This is a genomic window from Streptomyces sp. NBC_00859, assembly GCF_045161865.1.
Taxonomy (GTDB): domain Bacteria; phylum Actinomycetota; class Actinomycetes; order Streptomycetales; family Streptomycetaceae; genus Streptomyces.
Genome location: NZ_CP108826.1, coordinates 324,600 through 349,139, shown reverse-complemented (window position 1 = coordinate 349,139; position 24,540 = coordinate 324,600). Strand labels below are relative to the sequence as shown.

Sequence of the window (24,540 nt, the reverse complement as noted above, 5' to 3'; positions counted from 1 at the left end):
GCATCCCGGTCTGGCCGGAATCACCCATGCCGACCCGGTACGCGGCGTGAGTACACGGCCGATCGGGCTGACCCACGATGTTGGGCTCCGAGGCGGGGAGGGCTAACGTCCGGCCCCCAGTGCCTGGAAGCGGAATGCTCCCGGCGTCGTCCCCTCCCGGCGCCGGAAGAACTTGTTGAAATCACTGGCGTCCATGAAACCGAGACGTTCGGCAACAGCGTTGGCGGGCAGCCCACTGTGCTGCAGCAGCCGTTTGGCCTCCAGCAGGACCCGGCCGTCGATGTATTTCTTCGGAGTCACACCGGTGGCGGCCAGAGTGACGCGGGACAGCGTGCGAGGGCTGTACCCGAGCGCCGCCGCATAGTCCTCGACCCGCCGGGTCACCGCGTGGTCGCGCTCCACCGCCTCATGGAAGCGACGGAATGTCTCGCCCGCCGGGGTCCGGCGTGAGGCGGGACCGTGCACGGTGTGCGCTCCAGCCAGGCGCAGCGTCAGTACGGACACCAGATTCCGCATCACCTCGACGTGCGATTCCAGCGGCAGGGACGCCATGTTCCCGGACTCGTACACCAGGTGGTCGAGAGCCTGGCGCAGCCCCTCCGCATCAGTACCGGTCGGACGCAGAGGTCTCTGTGTGTACGGCGGATCCAGCCGCGCGGCCGCGGCAGTGGCCGGTGGCAGGAATCCTGGCAGGAACAGCACCATCGTCCCGTCCGCCGCTGCCAGGTCGTCGCTGAACCGCTGAACCTGGCCGGGCCGGATCCACAGCCAGCTCCCGGCCCCCAGTTCGTGATCGACGAAGTCCACCGACGGCCGCAGCCTCCCGGAGCGCACCGAGACCAGCTGATGAAAGGCGGGCCGCAGCAGCCCGTACGGATCGTTGCCATGGCCGTGGGAGCGCGGGAGGAGACCGCTGAGCGGAAGCACCTCGACGCCGGGCGGAGCACCTGCCGCCGGACGGTATTCCAGGTCCCGGACTACAGGTTGTCCGCGGACAGCATGTCCATTTTTCCCCATCGTGAGTCCCGAGCGTACCGTTGTCCGCCCCGTTTCGCCCCCTAGCGTGAAGGATGCCGAGCGCCGCACAAACAGTGCAGGTCAGGCAGCGTATGAGGAGTGGCGGCGTGCGACTGATCGTGGGAATGACCGGAGCGACCGGCGCGCCCTTCGGGGTCCGGCTCCTGGAGAATCTGCGGAAGCTGCCGGAGGTGGAGACCCATCTGGTGCTCTCCCGCTGGGCGCGCACCACGATCGAGCTGGAGACCGGCCTTTCGGTACGTGAGGTGGCTGCTCTCGCGGACGAGGTCCACAACCCCGGCGACCAGGGCGCCACGATCTCCTCGGGCTCCTTCAGGACGGACGGCATGGTGATCGTGCCGTGCTCGATGAAGACTCTCGCGGGGATACGCACCGGATACGCCGATGGCCTGGTGGCCCGTGCGGCGGACGTCGTCATCAAAGAACGCCGCAAGCTGGTGCTCGTACCGCGTGAGACTCCGCTCAGCGAGATCCACCTGGAGAACATGCTTGCCCTCGCCCGGATGGGCGTCCAGCTGGTGCCGCCCGTGCCCGCCTTCTACAACCGCCCCCGGTCGGTCGACGACATCGTCGACCACGTCACTGCCCGCGTTCTCGATCAGTTCGAGCTGCCGGCAGCGGCCGCCAGGCGCTGGGAGGGCATGCGGGCCACGCGTGAACTCCGCCCCTCGGCCTGACCTTTGACGTCCGTCCCACCGGAACACCCCCGAAGGGAACCCGCATGCCCCACGACGACCTCCGTTCCTTCCTCAACACACTCGAAGGTGAAGGGCAGTTGCTCCGCATCACGGAGGAGGTCCTGCCGGAGCCGGACCTGGCCGCCGCCGCGAACGCCGCCGGCCGCATCGGCGAGGGCGCTCCCGCTCTCTACTTCGACAATGTCACCGGCTTCGACGACGCCCGTATCACGATGAACGTGCACGGCTCCTGGGCCAACCACGCACTCGCCCTCGGACTGCCAAAGAACACTCCGGTCAAGGAGCAGGTGGAAACGTTCGCCGCACGCTGGGACGACTTCCCCGTCACCCCGGAGCGCCGGGCCGGGGCCCCCTGGCGCGAGAACACCGTGGAGGGCGGGGATGTCGATCTCTTCTCCATCCTGCCCCTCTTCCGCCTCAACGACGGCGACGGCGGTTTCTACCTCGACAAGGCCGCCGTGGTCTCCCGCGACCCCGAGGACCCTGACAACTTCGGCAAGCAGAACGTCGGGATCTACCGCATCGAAGTCATGGGCAGGAACCGCCTGGCGTTCCAGCCCGTCCCGATGCATGACGTCGCCCAGCACCTGCGCAAGGCCGAGGAGGCCGGGGACGACCTGCCGATTGCGATCACCCTCGGCAACGATCCGGTGATATCGATCGTGGCAGGTATGCCGATGGCCTACGACCAGAGTGAGTACGAGATGGCAGGCGCTCTGCGCGGCGCGCCTGCCCCCATCGCGACCGCGCCGCTCACCGGCTTCGATGTGCCCTGGGGCAGCGAGGTCGTCATCGAGGGTGTCATCGAGTCACGGGTGCGTCAGATCGAGGGGCCGTTCGGCGAGTTCACCGGTCACTACTCGGGCGGCCGCCGGATGCCGGTCGTCCGCATCGACCGCGTCTCCTACCGCAGCAACCCGGTCTTCGAGTCCCTGTACCTGGGCATGCCGTGGACCGAGGTCGACTACCTCGTCGGCCCCAACACCTGCGTCCCGCTGCTCAAGCAACTGCGCGCCGAGTACCCCGAGGTGCAGGCGGTCAACGCCATGTACACACACGGTCTGATGGTCATCATCTCCACCGGGAAGCGGTACGGCGGCTTCGCGAAGGCGGTCGGTATGCGCGCCATGACCACCCCGCACGGCCTCGGTTACGTCAGTCAGGTCGTGCTCGTCGACGAGGACGTCGACCCCTTCAACCTGCCGCAAGTGCTGTGGGCCATGTCGGCCAAGGTAAACCCGAAGGAGGACGTCGTCATCATCCCGAACCTCTCCGTCCTGGAACTGGCGCCCGCATCGGATCCGGCCGGGATGACGAGCAAGATGATCATCGATGCGACGACCCCGGTCCCTCCTGACGACCGCGGCAACTTCGCCACCCCCGTCAAGGACCTGCCCGAGACCAAGGAGTGGACGGCGAAGCTCCAGCGGCTGATCGCGGCCCGTGACTGACCGACTCCCGCACGACCCCGTACCTCCGAGAGGAAGGCCTCCCCATGATCTGTCCCCGCTGCGCCCACGAGACCATCGAAAACCTCGCTGAATCGCCCGTCCAGGGAGCCTGGGACGTCCTTCAGTGCACGCGCTGCCTCTACATCTGGCGGACCGGCGAACCCGCCCGCCGCACGCAGCGCGACGCCTACCCCGACGAGTTCAAGCTGACCGTCGAGGACATCGCGAACGCCATCGAGGTCCCTGCCGTCCCTCCGCGGCACCGTCCGGCCGGTCCGGACGACGCACCCGGGGGAGCGCCTTCGAGACAGCGCTCCAGGCGAGGGCGCGGACGCTGCTGACTTTTCAGCGCAGGTCAGGAACGGAGTTGCCACAACGTGACCGTGACCGATTCGTTCAAGGCAGGGCCGGCACCGGCTTCGTATCATGACGGCCATGGAGACCACTGCTTCAAAATCGCGTCACATCAGCACACACATCGATCGCCCCGCCCATGAGGTCTACGACTACGCGTCGGACCCCTCAAACTTGCCCGCATGGGCCCAGGGGCTGGGAGGCTCCATCGCCGAAATCGATGGGAAATGGGTCGCGGAGTCCTCGCCCATGGGGAGCGTCGAGGTTTCCTTCGCGAAAAGGAATGAGTTCGGCGTCCTCGATCACGATGTCACCCTGCCCTCGGGCGAGATCGTCTACAACCCGGTGCGAGTGATCGCCGACGGCGCCGGGTGCGAGGTGGTATTCACCGTCCGCCGACGGCCGGGTATGAGCGACGACGACCTCCAGCGGGACGGGGAAGCGGTAGCCGCAGACCTCACCGTACTCAAGCAGCTGATGGAGCGCGCATAGCAACCGGTGGGGCAAGGCCCGCGGCGGTCGGTCGTGGACGCTCCCTCGGCGCAGCCGGAGAGGGGCGCCGCGCCGCCCCGTCAGTGGTCCTGTCGCCCGCCCGAGGTCGAGCGGAGCTCGACGGCGGTGGCGGCGGAAGCCATCGGTCCGGGCAGGGGACATCGTCACGGTCCGTCAGGCGCAGCGGTGGTGGAGGTGGGGGCCGGTCCGAAGGTGTGGCCCGGCCAGGGCGGCAGGCGAGGGCACCGGGTCGGCCGAACGTTACCGGGGCGTGCCGGTTGTCACTGTCCGGTCACAACGGGCGATGTGGTGAAACGCGCCCGTGCGGTCCGTTATCTCCCCTGGTGTCAGCCGATCTCCTTCCCAGAGGATGTTCATGAACAACCGTTACGTATCCGCCGCCGTCGTTCTCGCCTCCGCCGCCGCGCTCGTCGCCACCGCGTGCGGGACCTCCGGGGCCAGCCCGAGCACAGCGACGAGCACCCGGGCCGCGTCCACCGCAGCAGTTCGGGCCACCTCTGTGGTCGCGGCCGAAAGCGCGGGCAGCGGCTGGCAGCCGTGTCACCTGCCCGCGGGGTACAAGCACTTCTTCGAACTGGACTCCGCCAAGAGTTTCCAGGGCAACACCGTCGTACGCGTCACACCGGAGACGTGCCGGGTGAACTCGAAGAACGACGAGGACGTCGTCTACACCCCGAGCGGAGCGGCCCGCTCGTTCGTCTTCGCCTCAGGAGCCTCCGTCAAGGTCCTCAGCGACACCAAGACCGTGAAGGTCACCCCGAAGTGGCTGGTGAGCCACAAGCTCGCCAACAGCCCGCACTTCTACTTCCGCGTCAACGGTCAGAGCCAGATCACCGCCATGCAGGAGATCTACCACCCCTGATGGCTGTCATGCGGTGATCCAGGGGACGGCCGGTCGAGCGGCGTGGCTGGACCGTCCCGGGCGAAGTCCCGCTCCGGTAGCCGCCGTCGGCGATGGCTGTGGTGTGGCCGACGGCGGTCCCGGTGTGTTCGCAAGGGATGTGTCGGGCGGCCGGATCCTGGGTGATGGGGGAGCACCGGGCCGGCGCCCGGCTCGGTCCGTCGAGCTGTCGGATGCGGATCGGCCAGTTACCAGGACGCCGGGTTCCGGCCGGGAGGAGCCGCCGACGCCGTCCCTCGGCGCCCGTATCATCCCTCATCGTTGACGTGCACCTGACTGCTCGTTACGTTGTTCGGGTACGCCCGTTCTCGCCGGTACCTCCCTGCGCCCGGCACGCGAGGGGTTCTCGTACGTCCGCCCGCCCCTTTCGTACTTCGTTACCGACGTGGTCTTTGACAACGTTGCCAGAGGTGCCCGCGCAAGCCTTTCCCTCCGTCCTCCGGTGACCACCGGGGCCGGCGGGCACGAGCATGAGGAGCACGACGGACATGAGACGCATCTCCAGACCTCCCGCCGCCTTGGGCATCGGTCTCCTTGCTGCTGCCGCGCTGGCCGCGGCGGGGCTCTCCGCTCCGGCCGCGGCGGCTCCGCGCCCGGCAGCCCTGGTCGCCGATCCAGCCGGTGTGGTCAACCCGTTCATCGGGACCTCGAACGCGGCCAACGACTTCCCCGGCGCGGACGCGCCCTTCGGCATGGTGCAGTGGAGCCCCGACACGCCCTCCCGGCCGGCCGGCGGCGGTTATGAGTACAACGACAACTCGATCACCGGCTTCAGCCTGACCCATATTGCCGGGCCGGGATGCGGTGCGGGCGGCGATGTCCCGGTGCTGCCGACGGTCGGTGCGGTGAATACCTCTGCGAACGACGGCTTCTCGCACGCCAACGAGAGCGCGTCGGCCGGCAGCTACAAGGTGGCTCTGGACAACAAGGTGACCACCGAGCTGACCGCGACCAAGCGCAGCGGCATGGCGCGTTTCACGTTTCCCTCAAGTAAGCAGGCCAACCTGGTCTTCAAGCTCAACGGCAGTCAGAACGGCGACAGCGCGACGCAGTTCAACGTCGTTTCCGACACCGAAGTCAGCGGTCAGGTGACCAGCGGTCACTTCTGCGGGGCCGGCAACACCTACACCGTGTACTTCGACATGGTCTTCGACCAGCCCTTCACCTCCCAGGGCACCCCAACGGCGAAGCCGACGCTCAAGAAGCAGACCGGCCGAGGGGCCGGCACCAGCACCGCGGAGAAGGCCAACAAGCCCGTCCTGCACGGGAAGACGGCCGCCACCAGTACGGGCGTGGAATCCGACGGGGCCAAACCCCAGGCCGCCGCCTCCAATGGGTACGTGACGTTCGACGCCACCGCGCACCCGGTCGTGCAGGCCAAGGTCGGCGTCTCGTACGTGTCCACCGCAAACGCAGTCGCCAACCGCGCCGCCGAGAACTCCGGGTGGGACTTCAACGCCACGCGTACCGCGGCTCAGGACGCCTGGAACACCGAGCTCGGCAAGGTGCAGATCGGCGGCGGTACGGCCGCGCAGCAGCAGAACTTCTACACCGCGCTCTACCACTCCCTGCTCCACCCCAACGTCGTCAGTGACACCAACGGCCAGTACAGCGGCTTCGACGGCAAGCCACACACCGTCGACTCGGGCCACAAGGCTGTCTACGGGAACTACTCGGGCTGGGACATCTACCGCTCACAGGCGCAGCTGGAGGCTCTTGTCGACCCACAAGCCGCCTCCGACACCGCGCAGTCCATGCTCGACGACTACCGGCAGACCGGAATCTTCCCCAAGTGGTCCGAGGACAACGGTGAGTCGTACGTGATGGTGGGAGACCCCGCCGCGCCCATCATCGCCGACTACTACGCCTTCGGGGCAAAGCAGTTCGACACCGCTGAGACGCTCCGGGGTCTCGTCGCTGAGGCATCCAAGACCAACAACGACCGTCCAGGGCTGAACTACCTGGACTCGCCAGGCTACATGCCGCACGACGGCAGCTACGGATGCTGCAATTTCTATGGCCCGGTAGCCACCACCCTGGAGTACAACAGCGCTGACTTCGCCCTGTCCGCCCTGGCGGGGTCGCTCGGCGACACCGCCGGCCAGAAGACGTATGCCGCACGGGCGCAGGACTGGCGCAACGTGCTCAACCCCGCGTCCGGCTTTGTGGAGCCCCGCAACGCGGACGGGACCTGGACCGGTGGATTCGACCCCACCAGCGGCACCGACATGGTCGAGGCCGACTCCTGGATCTATACCGGTATGGTGCCGTTCAATGTCGCCGGCCTCGCCGATGCCAAGGGCGGCCGCACGGCGATGAACCACTACCTCGACAATGTTCTGCGCAGCTACACAGGCGCAAACGGGTACGCCTGGGTCGGCAACGAGCCCAGCATCGAACTGCCCTGGGAGTACGACTACACCGGTGCTCCCTACAAGACCCAGGGTGCGGTCCGAGCGATCCAGGACCAGATCTGGTCCAACACCCCGGGCGGTCTCGCGGACGGCAACGACGACCTCGGCGCGATGAGCGCCTGGTACGTGTGGTCGGCGCTCGGGATGTACCCGGAGACGCCCGGCACCGCCGACCTCGCCCTGGGTTCCCCGCTGTTCCCCCAGGCTGTCGTCACCCTGCCGTCGGGCAAGACGTTGAACATCAACGGCGCCGGCGCCGCCGACAACGCCCCGTACGTGCAGTCGGCAGCCTGGAACGGCGGAGCCTGGAACAACGCCTACGCGCCGACCGCGGCCCTCACCTCGGGCGGTACGCTCACCTACACGCTCGGCACCAGCGCGAACACCGCGTGGGCGAGCGCGAGTGCCGCCGCCCCGCCCTCCTATGCGGGAGGCGTGACCGCGCCGGCGTCACCGCGCGTGGGAGCCGTCACTTCGGGCGTCGACAAGAGCCTGTGCCTCGACGATGCCACCTCGGGGACCGCCGACGGCACCCACATCCAGCTCTGGGGCTGCGACGGTACTTACGCCCAGGACTGGACGGTCGCGGGCGACGGCTCCCTGCGCACGCTCGGCAAATGCCTTGACGTGACCAGCAGTGGCACCACCAACGGAACGCTCGTGCAGCTGTACCACTGCAACGGCAGCGGCGCTCAGCAGTGGAAGGCCGGCGCCAACGGCTCCCTCGTGAATCCCGCGTCCAACCTGTGTCTGGACGATCCCAACTCCGCCACGACCGAGGGCACCCGGCTGCAGATCTACTCGTGCAACGGCACGGCCGCCCAGAAGTGGACGCTGCCGGCAGCGCAGGCCGCGATCACGAAACACTGACCGACTGCCCCGCGTCATCGCGGGCCTGACCGAAAACAGCGTCCCCCGGCAGTTCCGCAGCTGGAACCACCGGGGGACGTCGGCGTACCCGAGGGCTTCTCCGTCCGGCGTTTTCACAGTCGATCCTGCTTTACGGAGAGCACCTCGATCCGAAATGGCCGGTCTCTCGCGTCCTCACCACCTCGGGCGCCCTCCCCGCTACGCCGGAATCGAGGAGCCTTCGCGGGGGTGACATTAGTGTGCGGCACACAGTATTGTGTTGAGCGTGGGAACCGATGAACTGATCCTGGGCCAGGCCCAGGAGCTACGCCGCGGCACGGTAGTCCTGGCGTGCCTGGCACTCCTGGAGGAGCCGCAGTACGGCTACGCACTCCTGGAAACGCTCGGCGGCGCCGGAATCGCCGTCGATGGGAACACCCTCTACCCGCTGCTGCGCCGCCTGGAGAAACAGGGGCTGCTCATCAGCGAGTGGAACACCGACCAGTCGAGGCCGCGCAAGTTCTATCGGGTCAGCCCCGAGGGGGCTCGGGTCCGCGCCGGGCTCCTTCGCGAGTGGCAGGCCCTGGGCGCCTCGATATCACGACTGACCAAGGGGGACTGTTGAGTATGTCGCATGGGGTGTTGCGGGGGTCCGGCGCCGGTGCGCTGACCGACCGCTACGTGACGGAGGTCGTCCGGCGTATCCCGGCCGGCCAGCGAGGCGATGTGGCCGACGAGTTGCGTGCCACGATCGCTGACACTGTTGAGGCCCGCGGTCCCGACGGCCTGGATGCCGCCGAACGCGACGTTCTCACCGAGATGGGCGACCCGATCAGGCTCGCCGCCCAGTACGCGGACAGACCGCTCGCCCTGATCGGGGCAGGGTCCTACCCGGCATACGTGCGTCTCCTCACGGTCCTGCTGTGCGCTGTCCTGCCGGTGGTCACCGCCCTGGGGGTGGTGCTCGACGTCCTGGACGGCCAGGGGGCCGCCGAGGTGATCGGTGGGGCCGTCGGGGCGGTGTTCTCCGTCGGCGCGCAGATGATCGCCTGGCTGACCGTGGTCTTCGCCCTGGTTGAGCGGTTCGGGTCCGGTAAGCGGTCCGGTCCGATCGGCAGAACCTGGACGCCCGATGACCTCCCCGCGCCCCGCACGCCGAACAGGCGCGGCGCGGCGGCGTGCGCCGCGACGGCGTGGCACGCGCTGCTGGTCGCCCTGATCGTCTGGCAGCACACCGTGCAGCCGTACCGGACGGCCCACGGGAAACGTCTCGACGTGCTCGACCCGGGTCTGTGGTCGGGCTGGATCTGGCCGATCCTGGCTGGCCTCGCCGGTCTCGTGGCGCTCGACGTGATCCGGGCGGTGCGGGTACCGGCGCGTTCGCTCGCGGTCTGGAGCATCGCCGCCGAAGTGGCTTTCACGCTGCCGCTCGCGTGGGTCGTGCACCGGCGGGAATTCTTCAACCCGGCCTTCCTGTCCGACGCCAACGGTAGCTGGCAGGCCCCGGACTCCTTCTATACCGTGGTGGTACTGGGGGTCCTGGCAGTGGGCGCGGGCGAGGTGCTGAAGCGGTTCCGTGAAGCACGGGGCTGAATCCGGGCTTCCGGAATGTTCGCGACGTTCGGGGGCCGTCAGTCGCCTGTGCGGGGCGCGGAGAGCCCGGATTCCGGGAGGCTACATCGCTGGGCGCGCGTTGCGGTGATGGGCAAGCAGCCCTTTTGTAGGCTATTCGTTGCCTATGAGTGAACTCGACTACGCCGACAGGTCCGACTTCGACGACGCAGAGCGCGGCTTCGTCGCCGCGCTCTCACCCGCGGTCATCCGGATGGATGACGGCCGGGTGGTCTGGGACGGTGACACGTACGCGTTCCTGGACGAGGACTGCCCCGACAGTGCGCACCCCAGCCTGTGGCGGCAGAGTCAACTGTGCAACAAGCAGGGCTTGTTCGAGGTGACCGAGGGGATCTACCAGGTACGGAACCTGGACCTGTCGAACATGACGCTGGTCGAGGGCGACGCGGGTGTCGTCGTCATCGACCCGCTGATCTCCGCCGAGACCGCGGCGGCCGCGCTCGCGCTGTACCGCGAGCACCGTGGCGAACGGCCGGTCACCGGGCTGATCTACACGCATTCACACGGAGACCACTTCGGGGGGTCCCGCGGGGTTCTGCCGCACGGTCACCCCCCGGTGCCGGTGATCGCCCCGGCTGGGTTCCTGGAGCACGCGGTGGCGGAGAACGTGTACGCGGGCGGTGCGATGACACGCCGTGCCGTGTACATGTACGGCGCCGAACTGGAGCGGGGGCCTGCCGGTCACATCAGCGCGGGGCTGGGCATGACTACGTCCAAGGGCACGATCACTCTCGTACCGCCGACGCTGGACATCACCCGCACCGGTCAGGAGGAGACCGTCGACGGTGTGCGGATCATCTTCCAGATGACGCCGGACACCGAGGCGCCCTCCGAGATGAACTTCTACTTCCCCGACCGGCGCGCGCTGTGCATGGCGGAGAACGCGACCCACAACATGCACAACATCCTGACCCTGCGCGGCGCGGTGGTCCGCGACACGCGTATCTGGGCGCACTACCTGGGTGAGACGATCACACTGTTCGGTGACCGGGCCGAGGTCGCGTTCGCCTCCCACCACTGGCCCACCTGGGGCCAGGACCGTGTCGTCGAGCACCTGGCCGGCCAGCGGGACATGTGGGCGTACCTGCACGACCAGACCCTGCGCATGACCAACCAGGGACTGACCGGCGCGGAGATCGCCGAGCGGATCGAACTGCCCCCGGCCATCGCGAACCGGTGGGCCAACCGCGGTTACTACGGTTCTGTCAGTCACAACGCCAAGGCCATCTACCAGCGCTACATGGGATGGTTCGACGGCAACCCCGCGCACCTGTGGGAGCACCCGCCGACCGAGCAGGCGAAGCGGTTCGCCGCCGACTACGGCGGTGTGGCCGCACTGGTCGCCAAGGGCGAGGAGTACGCCGCATCGGGGGACCTGCGCTTCGCCGCGACACTACTGGGGCACGCGGTCTTCGCCGACCCCGGCAACAAGGACGCCAAGGAGGCCCTGGCCTCGGTGTACGAAACGCTCGGTCACGGCTCGGAGAACGGCACCTGGCGCAACTTCTACCTGATGGGTGCCCAGGAACTGCGTGGCACCGTCGCGCACACCTCGCTGGAGACGACCAACCCCGAGATGGCGATGGCACTCACCGTCGACATGCTCATCGACTCACTCGCCATCCGCGTCGACGGCCCGCGCGCGTGGGACGAGAAGCTCACCATGACCTGGCACCTCACCGACGAGGGCGGCACCTGGCACCTGCTGCTGTCCAACGGAGCCCTCACGTACCGCAGCACCGATGCCGCCCCGGAGGTCAGTGGCCCGGCCGCCGACCTGACCTTGACCCTCACGAAACCGCAGCTCCTCGCGGTACTGGCTGGCAAGGGGCTGGACGGCGTTCATGTCCAGGGCGACCCTCAGGTCCTCGCCGCCCTCGTGGGCCTGCTCGACACCCCCGACCCCGATTTCCCCATCGTCACGCCCTGACCGCGGACGCCCCCGCGCGTTCCGGCCCGCGTCCGGGAGGCGCACCGGAACGGGCGCGGCGATCCGTGCACCCCCGGGTGGTCTGCGCCTGGGTGTGCAGCCCTCAGGAGGCCGTACTCAGGAGGCCCTGCTCAGGAGGGGATCTGTACGCCAGATGACGGCGAGCTCGGCCAGTGGTACGCCAAGCACCTCGCTGAGCCGGACGATGGTGCCGAAAGCGGGCGTCGGCAGCCGACCGGTCTCGATCTTGCGGAGGGTCTCCGGCGAGATCTCTGCCGCCAAGGCCACTTCTGCGGGGCTGCGTCCGGCGCGGGCGGAGCGCAACGCGGCCCCGAGGCGTCGGCCCGCCTCGATCTGTTCGGGGGCGAGCGGATAGCGAACCATCCACACATGCTAGGGGCGAGGGTGTCCGGCGGCAACCACCTGGTATAAATATACCTGTCGGACGCCCTGGGGAATCGAGGACCGCAGTGATCGAGCACAAATCTCCCAAAGACATCGCGCGCATGCATGTCACTGGCCAGTTCGTCGGCCAAGTGCTGGCCGAGCTCGGTGACCTCGCCGCAGTGGGGGTCAACCTGCTGGACCTGGAACATCATGCTCGCCGCCGGATCAAGGAGCGCGGCGCGGAGTCCTGCTACTGGGACTACGAGCCCTCGTTCGGCAAGGGCCCGTTCCGCAACGTGGTGTGCCTCTCGGTCAATGATGCTGTGCTGCACGGGCTGCCGCACAGCTACAAGCTGCGCGACGGAGACCTGCTGAGTATGGACATGGCGGTGAGGGTCGACGGCTGGGCCGCCGACTCGGCCCGCTCCGTCATCGTCGGCACCCCGGCAGAGGAGGACCTGAGGCTGATCGAGGCGACAGAGGTCGCCCTGGAGGCCGCGATCAAGGTTGCCCGGCCGGGCAACAAGCTCGGCGACATCTCGGCGGCCATCGGCGCGGTCGCCGCCGAGTACGGTTACCCGGTCAATCTGGAGTTCGGCGGACACGGTATCGGCCGCACGATGCACGAGGACCTCCACATTCCCAACGACGGCCGTGCCGGACGTGGTTGGAAGCTGCGGCCCGGACTGACGATCGCCATCGAGCCCTGGTTCGCCGCCGGAACCAACAAGATCGTCTTTGACCCGGACGGCTGGACGATCCGCTCGGCCGACGGCTCGCGCACAGCTCATTCCGAGCACACGGTTGCCATCACCGAGACCGGCCCGCTCGTGCTCACCCGGCGCCCTCAGGTCGATGAGGCGCTGGACGGTCAGGTGAAGCCTTCGGCGACCCGACGCTGACGAGGGTCCAACGGGGATGACGCCCCGGTGGGCGACGCTCCATCAGCGGTTCCGGGTGGTGGCCCGAGGGTGGGTGAGTGTTCGTGCGTATGTGCCCGTGGGGCGGAGGGCGCGTCCCGTCCTAGAGTTACACGTCGGCAGTCGTCCCGTACGGCGATGGCCCATGGTTCGCGTCTGCGTCGAGGGAGGCTGCTCGTGGCCAGTGCGTTTCAGGAGCGCAAGCTCAGGGGGATGTTCACCGCGTTCGACGCGGACGGCGACGGTCTCCTGCGTGAGGACGATTTCCGGGCGCTTGTCGCCCGGTGGAGCCGGCTGCCGGCAGCCCGACCCGGGACGGAACTCGGTGTGCGGGTGGAAACGCTGCTGATGGGGTGGTGGGCGGCGCTGCTGGAGACCGGTGACGCCAATGGCGACGGGGCGATCGACATGAGTGAACTCCTCGCCCTGGTGGACAAGTTGCCCGCCATGGTCGCGGACGTCGAGGCGACGGCCGACACCATCTTCGACGCCGTGGACGCCAATGGCGACGGCGTCATCTCCCCGGAGGAACACCGCAGTCTCGTCGAGACGTGGAACGGGCGGTCCGTCGACATGACGGGTGTCTTCGAGCTGCTCGACCTGAACGGTGACGGTCACCTCAGCCGCGAGGAATTCGCTCTGCTCTGGCGTCAGTTCTGGCTCAGCGACGATCCGGTGGAGCCGGGCAACTGGCTCTGCGGCCGGTTCTCCGGATAGGCACGGTTCGGCTGATCGCATCCGAGGAGTCCCGGCAGCGGAGCTGCCGGGACTCCTTGTCGAAGCGGCTGAGAGCTGTCCGGTCGGTCTACGTGGACCAGCTCGTGGAGTCCGGCGCGGTACCTGGCGCATCGGGACTGCCACCGCCAGGAGCGGCGGCGGCCTGGCCGAGGAGACGGCAGCCGGCCGATCAGGGTGGCGTGTTGGGGGTGCGGCAGGCGCCGGTTCTCCGTGAACATGGCCGTATGAACGATCTCTCCGGCTCCGGCCTGCTGTCCGACCCCTTGCGTACGAAGGGCACCGCGTTCAGCGCCGCCGAGCGCGCCCAACAGGGACTGCGCGGACTGCTCCCGTACTCAGTGACCACCCTGGACGAGCAGGTCCGCCGGTCGTGGGGCGAGATCCATCGGCAGGCCGATGACCTCCAGCGCTACGTGTACCTGCGGTCCCTGCAGGACCGCAACGAGAACCTCTTCTACGCGGTGCTCGCCCATGACGTGCCGGGATCGCTTCCGTTGGTGTACACCCCGACGGTCGCGGAGGGGTGCAGGCGGTTCTCCGAGCTGTGGCGGCGTCCGCGCGGGCTGTACCTCTCCTGGCCCGACCGGGAGCACTTGGGGGAGATGCTGCGCAACCGCCCGCACGAAGACGTGGACGTCATCGTCGTCACCGACGGGCAGCGCATCCTCGGCATCGGGGACCAAGGCGTCGGCGGGATGGGAATCCCGGTAGGCAAGCTCTCGCTCTACACCCTGATCGGGGGCATCGACCCGGCGCGCACCCTGCCGGTACTGCTCGACGTCGGTACGGACAACGCCGATCTGCTTGACGATCCCTTCTACCTGGGGTGGCGTCACCGGCGCATCGGCGACGACGACTACTTCGCGTTCGTGGACGCGTTCGTGGATGCGGTGCGGGCCGAACTGCCGGACGTCCTGTTGCAGTGGGAGGACTTCGCCACCCCGCACGCCGCGCCGATTCTCGATCGCTACCGGGACCGGCTGCTCACCTTCAACGACGACATTCAGGGCACGGCCGCCGTTGCGCTGGGCGCGCTGCGCGGGGCGACCAGGGTTGCCGGGCTTCCGCTGAAGGAACAGCGGGTGGTGATGCTCGGTGCCGGGTCCGCGGGCATCGGGGTGATGGACATGGTTCGTCAGGAGATGGTCGACGAGGGCCTCTCGGACAGGGAGGCCCGCGCCCGCTGCTGGATCCTCGACGTCCATGGTCTGCTCACCACCGACCGCGACGATCTTGCCGAGGACCAGCGTGCGTTCGCGCACGATCCCGCCGACGTCGAGGAGTGGGGTGTCCGCGGTCTCGTGCAGCTGACGGATGTCATCGAGAACCTGCGAGTGGGGGTATTGCTCGGGCTCTCCACGGCGCAGGGCGCGTTCACCGAGGAAATCGTCCGGACCATGGCCGGGAAGGTGGACCGCCCGATCATCTTCCCGCTGTCCAATCCGACCGCGAACGCGGAGGCCCGGCCCGCGGATCTGGACAGCTGGACCGACGGCAAGGTTCTGATCGCCACGGGTTCGCCGTTCCCACCCCTGCGACGGGACGGTGCCGACGTCCCGGTCGCGCAGTGCAACAACGTCTACGTCTTCCCGGCCGTAGGGCTGGCTGTGACGGCGGCGCGGGCGAATCGGGTGACCAACGCGATGATGCGGGCGGCTGCCCGCGCGCTCGGTGATGCCTCTCCCGCACTGTCGGATGCCGAGGCCCCGCTGCTCCCGGAGTGGGCGAACGTCCGTGACGTCGCCGACGGTATCGCGCTGGCTGTGGCCCGGCAGGCTGTCGCTGACGGCGTAGCCCCGGATGCCTCGGACGATGAGCTGCGCGCCGCGGTCCGTGACACCCGCTGGACACCTGGCTACTGAGCACGGGAGGCACAGACACTCCGCCCCGGTGTCTCCGCCGACGGGAGGGCTTCGGCCTCCCAGCGGGCGAACCGTTCACGGATCCGGAACGGATGCTCGTCGTCGGCTGACGGCTGACGGTGTATCGAGTGGCGGCGTGCGGGCGGAATAAGTCCCGGCAGGCATGGGCGAGGGGCCGGGCGGGGAAGGCGCCCTCCATGAAACTTGGACTGCCGGATGAAATCAGAGCCTGCCTGTTCGATCTCGACGGTGTCATCACCAAGACGGCGGTCGTGCACGCGGCCGCGTGGAAGGAAATGTTCGACGCGTTCCTCCAGGAGTGCGACGGCCCCGGCTTCCGGCCGTTCGACTCGGCGTCCGACTACGACGAGTACGTCGACGGGCGGCCCCGTGAGGACGGTGTGCGCACGTTCCTGGCATCCCGCGGCATCTCGCTCCCCGAGGGAAGCCCGGACGACGCACCCGAGGACAACACGGTGCACGGCCTCGGCCGCCGGAAGAACATCCTGGTCCTTGAGAAGATCCGCACCCAGGGAGTCGACGCCTACCCGGGATCCCTGAAGTACATCGACGCCGTCAGAGCGAGCGGCCTGCGTACAGCTGTCGTCTCCTCCAGCGCCAACTGCCGCACGATTCTTGCGGCGGTCGGCGCGGAGGAACTCTTCGAGGTACGCATCGACGGTGTGGTCGCCGCCGAACGGAACATCCCGGGCAAGCCCGCACCCGACACGTTCCTCGAGGCCGCGCGCGAGCTGGGAGTGGCAGCCTCCGAAGCAGCCGTCTTCGAGGACGCCCTCGCCGGAATGGATGCCGGAAAGGCCGGCCGCTTCGGTTACGTCGTCGGCGTCGACCGGGTCGGCCAGGCCGAGGCGCTGCGCGCCCACGGGGCCGACCGTGTCGTCGAAGACCTCGCCGACCTGGAGAGCAACTCGTGATCACACACTCCTCCTATGCCGTCGAGCCGTGGCAACTGCGCGAAAGCGCACTGGGTCTCGACGTGCTCCCGCAGAGCGAATCGGTGTTCGCACTGTCGAACGGGCATATCGGCTGGCGGGGAAACCTCGACGAGGGGGAGCCGTACGGGCTGCCGGGCTCCTATCTGAACGGTGTGCACGAACTGCACGCGCTGCCCTACGCGGAGGCGGGCTACGGCTACCCCGAGTCCGGCCAGACGGTCATCAACGTCACCAATGGGAAGATCATCAGGCTCCTGGTCAATGACGAGCCGTTCGATCTTCGCTACGGCAAGCTGCACTCCCACGAACGTGTCCTTGACCTGCGAAGCGGGCTGCTGCGCAGGACGTGCGAGTGGACCTCACCGGCGGGTGGGACGGTACGGGTCCGCTCGACCCGGCTCGTCTCCTTCACACAGCGTGCCATCGCCGCAGTGCTCTACGAGGTGGAGCCGGTCGATGACACGGTGCGTGTCGTCGTGCAGTCCGAGCTCGTCGCGAACGAGCAGCTGCCGCAGAACAACGGAGACCCGCGCGGAGCCGTCGGCCCGGATTCCACCCTGACCGCGGAGGAGGACTTCGCCGACGGGCTGCGTCTGCGGTTGGTGCACTGCACGTCCCGCAGCGGGCTGCGGATCGCAGCGGCGGCCGATCATGTCGTGCACGGGCCCGACTCCGTCCGTACGAGCAGTGAGAGCAGCGCGGACGTCAGCCGGCTGACCGTCACTTCGGTGCTCGCCCCGGGAGAGTCCCTGCGGATGGAGAAGACGGTCTCCTACGGATGGTCGGGGACCCGCTCGCTCCCCGCTCTGCGCGATCAGGTCGACGCGGCGCTGGCCGCGGCGCGCAGTACCGGATGGGAGGGGCTGGTCCACGAGCAGCGGGCCTACCTCGACGAGTTCTGGGCGGGCGCGGACGTGGAGGTGGAGGGTGACGGCGAGATTCAGCAAGCGGTCCGGTTCGCTCTCTTCCACGTACTGCAGGCCGGGGCCCGAGCGGAGAAACGCGCCATCCCGGCCAAGGGGCTGACCGGCTCCGGCTACGACGGCCATTCGTTCTGGGACACCGAGGCCTTCGTGCTGCCGTTGCTGACCTACACGTCGCCGCACGCCGTGCAGGAGGCCTTGCGATGGCGCCACGAGACCCTGCCTGCCGCACGGGAGCGTGCGAGCCAGCTGGGTCTTCAAGGGGCCGCGTTCCCCTGGCGCACCATCGACGGGGCCGAGTGCTCGGCCTACTGGCCTGCGGGGACCGCGGCGTTCCACGTGAACGCCGACATCGCCGACGCGGTCGTACGGTATGTGTCAGCGACCGGCGACACGGAGTTCGAACGCGAGGTGGGTGTGGGCATTCTGGTGGAGACAGCACGTCTGTGGAGCTCGCTCGGGCACCATGACCACCACGGCCGATTCCACATCGACGGTGTCACCGGTCCGGACGAGTACAGCGCCGTCATGGACGACAACGCGTACACCAACCTGATGGCTCAGGCGAATCTGCACGCCGCAGCCGACGTGGTGGAGCAGCACCCTCAGGAGGCCGCACTGCTCGGCGCCGACGACGAGGAGAGCGCCACCTGGCGGGATGCCGCAGAGGCCATGTCGGTGCCGTACAACAAGGAACTGGAGGTGCACGAGCAGCATGCCGGATTCACCGGCCACCAGACCTGGGACTTCGACGGCACACCTCCCGAGGCGTATCCGCTGATGCTTCATCATCCGTACTTCGACCTGTACCGCAGGCAGGTCGTGAAGCAGGCCGACCTCGTTCTGGCCATGTATGTGCGGGGCGACTACTTCAGCGCGGAGCAGAAGGCCCGGAATTTCGACTACTACGAACCGCTGACCGTCCGGGACTCGTCGCTGTCGGCGGGACCTCAGGCAGTCATGGCCGCCGAGGTCGGCCATCTGCGTCTTGCCTACGACTACTTGGTCGAAACGGCCCTGATGGACCTCGAAGACCGTGAGAACAACACCCGCGACGGATTGCACATCGCCTCACTCGCGGGCACCTGGACAGCTCTGGTCGCGGGTTTCGGCGGCATGCGCCACCGGGGCCGGTCGTTGGAGTTCGCTCCGAGGCTCCCGGAGAAGTTCAGCCGCCTCGCCTTCAAGGTGAAGGTCATGGAGCAGTGCCTGCGAGTGGAGATCAGGAGCTCCCAGGCCACCTACACCCTGGTGGAGGGAGAGCCCCTGGAGTTGCGGCACCACGGTGAACTGGTCACCGTGTCCTGCGGGACACCGGAAGTCCGCCATATTCCGCGCCTCACCCCACGGCCCGCGCCCCTGCAGCCTCACGGCAGAGCGCCCCACCACGCCTCGTGACCCAGCCGGAAGGCACCGCCTCCAGGGGCGTGTTCCAGTGATGAGGACGGGCGCTCTCCGCTCCCTCACCCCTACGGTGTGCAGGGCGCCGTCGGGGCCCAGGACCGTAGGACCACGTGGGCCGGGCGGGCAGACCCCAGCAGCGGGGAAGACCCCGTCGGGGAGGCTTCGTCGGCCGGCCCGGGGTTTCAAGGCCGGCCGGGCGGGTTAGTGCAAGCCTCGTGGTTGCATCCCGAGTTCTTGAGGTACTGCCGGAGTGGGAGCCGTTTGCCCATGCCGTTCGAGCGAGACGTCCCTATGACGGCACCTGGTGCGAGGCATGGACGGTCCGTGATGTTCTGATCCATCAGAGCGGTAACGCCGAGGAGCTGGCTCGTGTGCTCGCCGCGTACATGGCGGGGGAGCCGGTCGAGACCCGGAACTTCGACCGGGAGAATCCCTACCGGGTGCTGTCCGAAACCGAGCTGTGGGCGGCATTCACCAGGCGGTGCGAGCAGCTCACCGAGATCACCGGGGCCGCGGAGCGGGAGCTGCCACCGGAGACCATCGTGATGTGGACGGGCCGGGCTGTGACGGTCCCTTTCTTCGCCGAGCACATGCGCGAGGAACTGATCCTGCACCGTTGGGACCTGACGGGGGACGACAGCACCGCGGTCGAGGCACTGACCGCGTCGTGGATGACCGAGCACAGCGTGAACTCCGTCGGCCAGCCACTGCTGGCCAGAGGTTCGGCAGATGTGGACCTCGGCCGCTCAGGCCGGATCGAAGGCCGGCTGCGGACACCTGGTACCGACGACGTCCTGATCACCGCCGACGCGGACGGGACGAGTATCGGTTTCGCCCCGCCCGAGGGGCCGGCGACCATCGAGAGCGATGCCGCTGTGCGCAACCTGCTCCTGTGGGGCCGGCGCCCCTGCGACCCCACGCGCTGGCACAGTGACGCGGGGCCACAGACTCTCCGTGCGGTGCGCGCGCTGCTCAGCGGCTACTGAGGTCCTCCCGTGCACTCCCATTGCACGGCGATACCCCCATGCCGGACGGTCCGCAGGTTTCCAGCTCAAGAGCTGCCCTGGCCGGCCGAGCGCAGAGTTCTTCCACCGCTCGGCCCGCGCTCACGCTGCCGTCGCCGCCACCCGTACTCGTACGGCGCGGTCGGGGTCAGCTGGGCCGGATGTCACGAAGAGCCGGCAGCAACTTGCGCTCGGCCCATTCCAGATACGGCTTCTGCTGGTCCCCGCCGATCTGGACGAGGGCCACTTCCGTGAAGCCGGCGTCGACGTAGGGCCGTACGGCTTCGACGAACGAGTCGACGTCGTCGCCGCAGGGGATCGCATCGGCCACATCCTCGGGCGTCACGAACTGGGTCGCCCCGGCGAACCCCTCCGTGCCGGGGAGTTCGGCGTTGACCTTCCAGCCGCCGGCGAACCACCGGAACTGGTCGTGTGCCCGCGCGATCGCCGTGTCCCTGTCGGTGTCGAAACAGAGCGGTACTTGTCCGACCCTGGGTTTGCCCGCGCCGCCGTCCCGTTCGAATCCTGCGACGAGATCACTCTTGGGCTCGGTGGCGATCATCAGGTCGGCGATGCGTCCCGCGATGGCGCAGGACAGTTTCCCGGATACCGCGACGCCGATGGGCACAGGTGTGTCGGGGAGGTCCCAGAGCTTGGCGTTCTCGACGTCGAAGTGGTCCCCGTGGTGGCTGACGTTCTCACCGGAGAAGAGGGCCCGGATGATTCCCACAGCCTCCTCCAGCATCTCCAGGCGTACGTGAGCGGCGGGCCAGCCCCGGCCGACCACATGCTCGTTGAGGTTCTCGCCGGAACCCAGCCCCAGGCGGAAGCGCCCCTCCGACAGGAGTTGCATCGTCGCGGCCTTCTGAGCGACAACCGCGGGGTGGTAGCGGGTGGTCGGGCACGTCACATACGTCATCAGCGGGATACGCGTGGTCGCCTGTGCGGCTGCGCCGAGCACGCTCCAGGCGTACGGCGCGTGGCCCTGGCTTTCGAGCCAGGGGAAGTAGTGGTCCGAGGTGACGGAGAAATCGAAGCCGGCTCGTTCCGCACCGACCACATGGTCCACAAGCTCACGCGGGCCGGCCTGCTCGGTCATCATCGTGTAGCCGATGGACACCATGATGCTCACCCTCCAGTTCGACGAGACAGAACGATGCGTCATGCCGACCCTGACGCGCACGGAGTAGGCGCGCAAACGCGGAGAGCCGACGGACTGGTGGCCCGCTTGCCCAGGAGACGCGCGTTCATGCGCCGCACCCACCGGACCGGACACGCAATGACCCGGCACACTTCGAGACGAGTTCCGCCGTGCCTTTCTCGCGCCTTTCGCGGGTCTGTCTCGTGCAAGCCGGATCCCAGCTGTCTGTGCCTCGGCGCTGGTGCCTGTACCGCCCGCCCTCTGCGTCGACGCGAGATGAAATCCTTCGGTGAATTTCCGCGGTGCCGCGGGCCCTGCGGCATATGCGGGAACGTCAGCATATTGTCGCTGTTTCGCGGGTATCCAGAATTTGAATTTCCCGCACTATGAGGATGAGGTTTCCCTATGGTCAACGCCCAGGATGACGACGACGATTTCTATGCACGCGATCGTCCCGAAAACCCCGTGCTGCCGGAGGACCGACCCCGCGGAGGGCAGCCCCGGAAGCCTTTGCAGCACCGGAGTGCCTGGGCCGTGGCGGGGATCGTTGTCGCGATCATCGTGCTGATCGCGGCCGGCATCGCGCTCTTCCCGTAGAGCGGTCCTTTCGGGTCCCCGATCCATTTGGCGAATCACACACAGGGAAAGGCGCACCATGACCGACAAGCCACTCAATGGGCACCGGGTCCTCGCGCTCGTCACCAATTACGGTGTCGAGCAGGACGAGCTGCTTGTTCCGCTCAGGCGGCTCAGCGAGGACGGCGCGGACGTCACAGTGGCCGCTGCCACGGCGGACCTCATCCAGACCCTGGTGGGAGACAAGGACTCCGGCGAGACCGTACGGCCCTCTGCCACCTTCGAGACGGTGGACCCCCTCGCCCACCAATTGCTGCTGATCCCAGGCGGCACCCTCAACGCTGACAACCTCCGGCTGGATGAGAGGGCCGTCGCCATGGTCAAGGCGTTCGCGGCGTCGGGCCGCCCTGTCGCGGCCATCTGTCACGGACCCTGGGCCCTGGTGGAAGCAGATGTCCTCCGGGACAAGACACTGACGTCCTACCCCTCCCTGCGGACGGACATCCGCAACGCGGGAGCGAAGGCCTGGGTGGACGAACCGGTCGTGAGTGACTCCGAAGGCGGCTACACCCTGGTGACATCCCGGACACCCAAGGACCTCGACGACTTCCTCGGCGCGATCCACCAGGCCCTCGTCGGCCCCTGAGCGGACATCGGCGTGAGTGCGGCCGAACAAGGGTCTGCCCCCTGGGCCGTGATCAGATTCCGGGCTGCAGGCCCCGGCACGTGAGCCTGCGGGCCACCGGGCCTGGCGAGCTGCGCGCCGGAGCTGGGATGTCCGGGCGGGTGGGGTGGGTGCACAGAGCCGCGAAGAACTGCGCCGGTCGCATTCCCGTACTGTCCGGCGTTGCGGTCATGCCCGACCGGGCCACTACCGCGAGCTCCCCGGTAGTACCGAAGTGCACGACGCCGTTCACCGAGGCGGCCGCGGTGGCCGTCAGGCCCGCGGATCTCCGCCCAGCCAGTCGAACGCGGAGTCCACGATGACGCGTTCCAGTTCACTGCCCTTGGTCGCGAAGGTGCGCAGAAGGGGGAACCCGCTCCTGTCGAGCACGTAAGCCAGCGCGCCGTACTCGCGGGGGTACCTGGCCACCACCTCGGGGTCGATTTCGGCGATCCCGGCCGGGAAGGTGAAGGTGGCGAAGTCGTACACACTCTTGCGGTCGGCGATGCGCCAGACGCCGTTCCGGCGCTCCAACCGGTCGATGAACCGATTGTGGCCGTTGCAGCCCAGGCCGAGGCTGCTGTTCTCGGCGATGATGACCGCGTTGGTCTCGCTGACCGCGCGGGTGCCGTCGGCCGAGAACGTCACGGCAGGAGACGTGATGAGGTGCTTGGTGCGCAGATCGGTAGTGGCCATCCGCGCGGACGCGTCGACGAAGTCCGAGGCCGCGCCATCGAACCAGGTGATCTCGATCCGGGCGTCCGGGTGGAACAGCTCCCGGAGCCGGTCCCACCGGCCCTGATCACGGTGGATCCATCCGGTCATGAGGTCGGCGATGTCCTGGCGGTCCTGAAGCGTTGTCGAAATCGGCATATCCACAGTCTCCGACCGCACTTTCGATCGTGCAAATTGATAGATCTGATCTATTGTTCGCTGAAAACGATCGGAGATTTCGCGTGGAACTTCGCCATCTGCGCTATTTCGTGGCCGTCGCCGAGGAGTGCCACTTCGGCCGAGCTGCCGTGCGACTGCACGTGACCCAGTCGACGCTGAGCACCCAGGTCAAGGCGCTCGAACGCGAGGTGGGCGGCCAGGTCTTCGTCCGCACCAGCCGCCGGGTCGAACTGACGGAGGCGGGGAAGCTGCTGCTCGTCGAGGCGCGGCGGACGCTGGCGCAGGCCGGGCGCGCTTTGGATGTCGCCCGGCAGTCCGTCAGAGGAGAGACAGGGGCGGTTCGGATCGGATTCTCCGGAATCGCCGTGCTGGAAGGCACCCTGTCCACGGACCTGCGTCGCTTCCACACGGCGCACCCCCGAGTGGAGCTCCACGTGACCGAACTCCCGCCTGCCGCGCAGGCGCAGGGCATCCGTGACGGGACGCTCGACATCGGGTACAGCCCCGACAACGGGCTGGGGGACGTGGACGACCTCGTGGTGAGGCGCAGGGCGCGGACGAAGCTGTCGATCGCCGTACGCCACGACCACGAACTGGCCTCCGCGGTCTCGGTGGCCCCCGCCGACCTGGAAGGCGAGAACCTCATCGTGTACGCGGCCGATCAGGACGACGAGAGCGTGCTGGACCGGTTCGAGGCCGGGCAGGCCGAACGCCGCGGGCACGTCCACCTGGTGACCGGCACACTCGGCGTGCTCGCGCTCGCCTCGGCGGGCGTCGGCGTGGCCGTGGTTCCGGCCGCCGCGGAACGTATCGGGCTGCCGGACATCGTCTACCGGCCCCTGCGCGGCATGGCCGCCGAAGTGGACGTGGTGACGCTCAGCCGGCCCGACGAAATCGGAGGCCCCGTCCGCGCGTTCGTCAGTTCCTCCGGCCGGGCGGCGGGGGCGTGAGCCGTGTACGGGGTCGGTGCGGCCACGCCCGCAGTGCCGTCCGTCCGGCCTTAGAACGGGGCGGCAGCGCCGGCCTCCCCCGGGTCAATCGGGCTTGACCGGAAGCCGCAGCGGCGACGAGTGGTTGCCGCCGGTGCGGATGATGCGGTGCTGCCGTCGTTCCGCGAAACGCTCCACAGCGGAGAGCGGCTCATCAGCCGCGAATCGCTTGTCACCGGGCGCCCGTCACACGGCGCGGAGCTGAAGCCGGGAGCGATCGGCCGCGATCAGTACCGCGTCGTTGGCCTGCCGTTCTCCGATGGTGACCCGTACGCCGTCCTGGCCGTACGGTGACACCCGAG

22 protein-coding genes are annotated in these 24,540 nt (G+C 68.2%); 18 read left to right on the top strand and 4 right to left on the bottom strand.

Annotated features, from left to right (window positions below):
- Nucleotides 1–102: 102 nt before the first annotated feature.
- Entirely contained in the window at nucleotides 103–927 is an 825-nt protein-coding gene (locus OG584_RS01570; RefSeq protein ID WP_405774182.1) for a helix-turn-helix transcriptional regulator, read from the bottom strand.
- A 197-nt stretch (nucleotides 928–1,124) separates the two neighbouring features.
- On the opposite strand from OG584_RS01570, the gene OG584_RS01565 reads away from it, so the two are divergent.
- The 9 genes from OG584_RS01565 to OG584_RS01525 all read left to right on the top strand — a co-directional run bounded on the left by OG584_RS01565 (nucleotide 1,125) and on the right by OG584_RS01525 (nucleotide 11,780).
- Nucleotides 1,125–1,715 carry a non-oxidative hydroxyarylic acid decarboxylases subunit B gene (locus OG584_RS01565; RefSeq protein ID WP_405774180.1) on the top strand — a complete coding sequence of 197 codons (591 nt, stop codon included), beginning with the start codon at nucleotides 1,125–1,127 and terminating at the stop codon, nucleotides 1,713–1,715.
- Between the two features lie 44 nt (nucleotides 1,716–1,759).
- Nucleotides 1,760–3,187: a non-oxidative hydroxyarylic acid decarboxylases subunit C gene (locus OG584_RS01560; RefSeq protein WP_405774178.1), complete on the top strand. Its 1,428-nt coding sequence runs from the start codon at nucleotides 1,760–1,762 to the stop codon at nucleotides 3,185–3,187.
- A 44-nt stretch (nucleotides 3,188–3,231) separates the two neighbouring features.
- On the top strand, nucleotides 3,232–3,528 hold the full coding sequence (locus OG584_RS01555; protein WP_405774176.1) for a non-oxidative hydroxyarylic acid decarboxylases subunit D: 297 nt from the start codon (nucleotides 3,232–3,234) through the stop codon (nucleotides 3,526–3,528).
- Between the two features lie 94 nt (nucleotides 3,529–3,622).
- Nucleotides 3,623–4,033, top strand: a complete 411-nt coding sequence (locus tag OG584_RS01550) for an SRPBCC family protein (RefSeq protein WP_405774174.1) — start codon at nucleotides 3,623–3,625, stop codon at nucleotides 4,031–4,033.
- Between the two features lie 376 nt (nucleotides 4,034–4,409).
- The gene (locus OG584_RS01545) at nucleotides 4,410–4,916 is read left to right on the top strand and encodes a hypothetical protein (RefSeq protein ID WP_405774172.1); all 507 of its coding nucleotides are present in this window, start codon (nucleotides 4,410–4,412) and stop codon (nucleotides 4,914–4,916) included.
- Nucleotides 4,917–5,443: 527 nt separating this feature from the next.
- On the top strand, nucleotides 5,444–8,239 hold the full coding sequence (locus OG584_RS01540) for a lectin (protein WP_405774170.1): 2,796 nt from the start codon (nucleotides 5,444–5,446) through the stop codon (nucleotides 8,237–8,239).
- A 265-nt stretch (nucleotides 8,240–8,504) separates the two neighbouring features.
- Nucleotides 8,505–8,843, top strand: a complete 339-nt coding sequence (locus OG584_RS01535) for a PadR family transcriptional regulator (protein ID WP_405774168.1) — start codon at nucleotides 8,505–8,507, stop codon at nucleotides 8,841–8,843.
- A gap of 2 nt (nucleotides 8,844–8,845) precedes the next feature.
- Complete coding sequence (locus OG584_RS01530) at nucleotides 8,846–9,811, top strand: HAAS signaling domain-containing protein (protein ID WP_405783812.1); 966 nt, start codon at nucleotides 8,846–8,848, stop codon at nucleotides 9,809–9,811.
- A 145-nt stretch (nucleotides 9,812–9,956) separates the two neighbouring features.
- Entirely contained in the window at nucleotides 9,957–11,780 is a 1,824-nt protein-coding gene (locus tag OG584_RS01525) for an alkyl/aryl-sulfatase (RefSeq protein WP_405774166.1), read from the top strand.
- A gap of 117 nt (nucleotides 11,781–11,897) precedes the next feature.
- Here OG584_RS01525 and OG584_RS01520 read toward each other — a convergent pair whose 3' ends face one another.
- Complete coding sequence (locus OG584_RS01520) at nucleotides 11,898–12,164, bottom strand: helix-turn-helix domain-containing protein (RefSeq protein ID WP_405774164.1); 267 nt, start codon at nucleotides 12,162–12,164, stop codon at nucleotides 11,898–11,900.
- Nucleotides 12,165–12,250: 86 nt separating this feature from the next.
- Here OG584_RS01520 and map point away from each other — a divergent pair, with 86 nt between their 5' ends.
- The 6 genes from map to OG584_RS01490 all read left to right on the top strand — a co-directional run bounded on the left by map (nucleotide 12,251) and on the right by OG584_RS01490 (nucleotide 19,956).
- The gene (gene map, locus OG584_RS01515) at nucleotides 12,251–13,069 is read left to right on the top strand and encodes a type I methionyl aminopeptidase (RefSeq protein ID WP_405774162.1); all 819 of its coding nucleotides are present in this window, start codon (nucleotides 12,251–12,253) and stop codon (nucleotides 13,067–13,069) included.
- A gap of 195 nt (nucleotides 13,070–13,264) precedes the next feature.
- Nucleotides 13,265–13,804 (top strand): EF-hand domain-containing protein, encoded by a 540-nt coding sequence (locus OG584_RS01510; RefSeq protein ID WP_405774160.1) that lies wholly within the window; start codon nucleotides 13,265–13,267, stop codon nucleotides 13,802–13,804.
- 245 nt (nucleotides 13,805–14,049) lie between these two features.
- Nucleotides 14,050–15,687, top strand: coding sequence for an NAD-dependent malic enzyme (locus OG584_RS01505; protein WP_405774158.1), 1,638 nt, complete (start codon nucleotides 14,050–14,052; stop codon nucleotides 15,685–15,687).
- Nucleotides 15,688–15,884: 197 nt separating this feature from the next.
- Entirely contained in the window at nucleotides 15,885–16,622 is a 738-nt protein-coding gene (locus OG584_RS01500; RefSeq protein WP_405774156.1) for an HAD family hydrolase, read from the top strand.
- Nucleotides 16,619–18,964: a glycoside hydrolase family 65 protein gene (locus tag OG584_RS01495; RefSeq protein WP_405774154.1), complete on the top strand. Its 2,346-nt coding sequence runs from the start codon at nucleotides 16,619–16,621 to the stop codon at nucleotides 18,962–18,964. Before OG584_RS01500 ends, OG584_RS01495 begins: the two co-directional genes overlap by 4 nt.
- Before the next feature lie 221 nt (nucleotides 18,965–19,185).
- Nucleotides 19,186–19,956 (top strand): maleylpyruvate isomerase N-terminal domain-containing protein, encoded by a 771-nt coding sequence (locus OG584_RS01490; RefSeq protein WP_405774153.1) that lies wholly within the window; start codon nucleotides 19,186–19,188, stop codon nucleotides 19,954–19,956.
- 166 nt (nucleotides 19,957–20,122) lie between these two features.
- Here OG584_RS01490 and OG584_RS01485 read toward each other — a convergent pair whose 3' ends face one another.
- Complete coding sequence (locus OG584_RS01485; RefSeq protein WP_405783810.1) at nucleotides 20,123–21,097, bottom strand: LLM class F420-dependent oxidoreductase; 975 nt, start codon at nucleotides 21,095–21,097, stop codon at nucleotides 20,123–20,125.
- Nucleotides 21,098–21,520: 423 nt separating this feature from the next.
- On the opposite strand from OG584_RS01485, the gene OG584_RS01480 reads away from it, so the two are divergent.
- Complete coding sequence (locus OG584_RS01480; RefSeq protein ID WP_405774151.1) at nucleotides 21,521–21,712, top strand: hypothetical protein; 192 nt, start codon at nucleotides 21,521–21,523, stop codon at nucleotides 21,710–21,712.
- A 58-nt stretch (nucleotides 21,713–21,770) separates the two neighbouring features.
- Entirely contained in the window at nucleotides 21,771–22,337 is a 567-nt protein-coding gene (locus OG584_RS01475; protein WP_405774149.1) for a DJ-1/PfpI/YhbO family deglycase/protease, read from the top strand.
- 291 nt (nucleotides 22,338–22,628) lie between these two features.
- Here OG584_RS01475 and OG584_RS01470 read toward each other — a convergent pair whose 3' ends face one another.
- A complete protein-coding gene (locus tag OG584_RS01470) occupies nucleotides 22,629–23,228 on the bottom strand; it encodes a nuclear transport factor 2 family protein (protein WP_405774147.1) in 600 nt (199 codons plus the stop codon).
- Nucleotides 23,229–23,311: 83 nt separating this feature from the next.
- Here OG584_RS01470 and OG584_RS01465 point away from each other — a divergent pair, with 83 nt between their 5' ends.
- A complete protein-coding gene (locus OG584_RS01465) occupies nucleotides 23,312–24,199 on the top strand; it encodes a LysR substrate-binding domain-containing protein (RefSeq protein ID WP_405774146.1) in 888 nt (295 codons plus the stop codon).
- Nucleotides 24,200–24,540 lie beyond the last annotated feature (341 nt).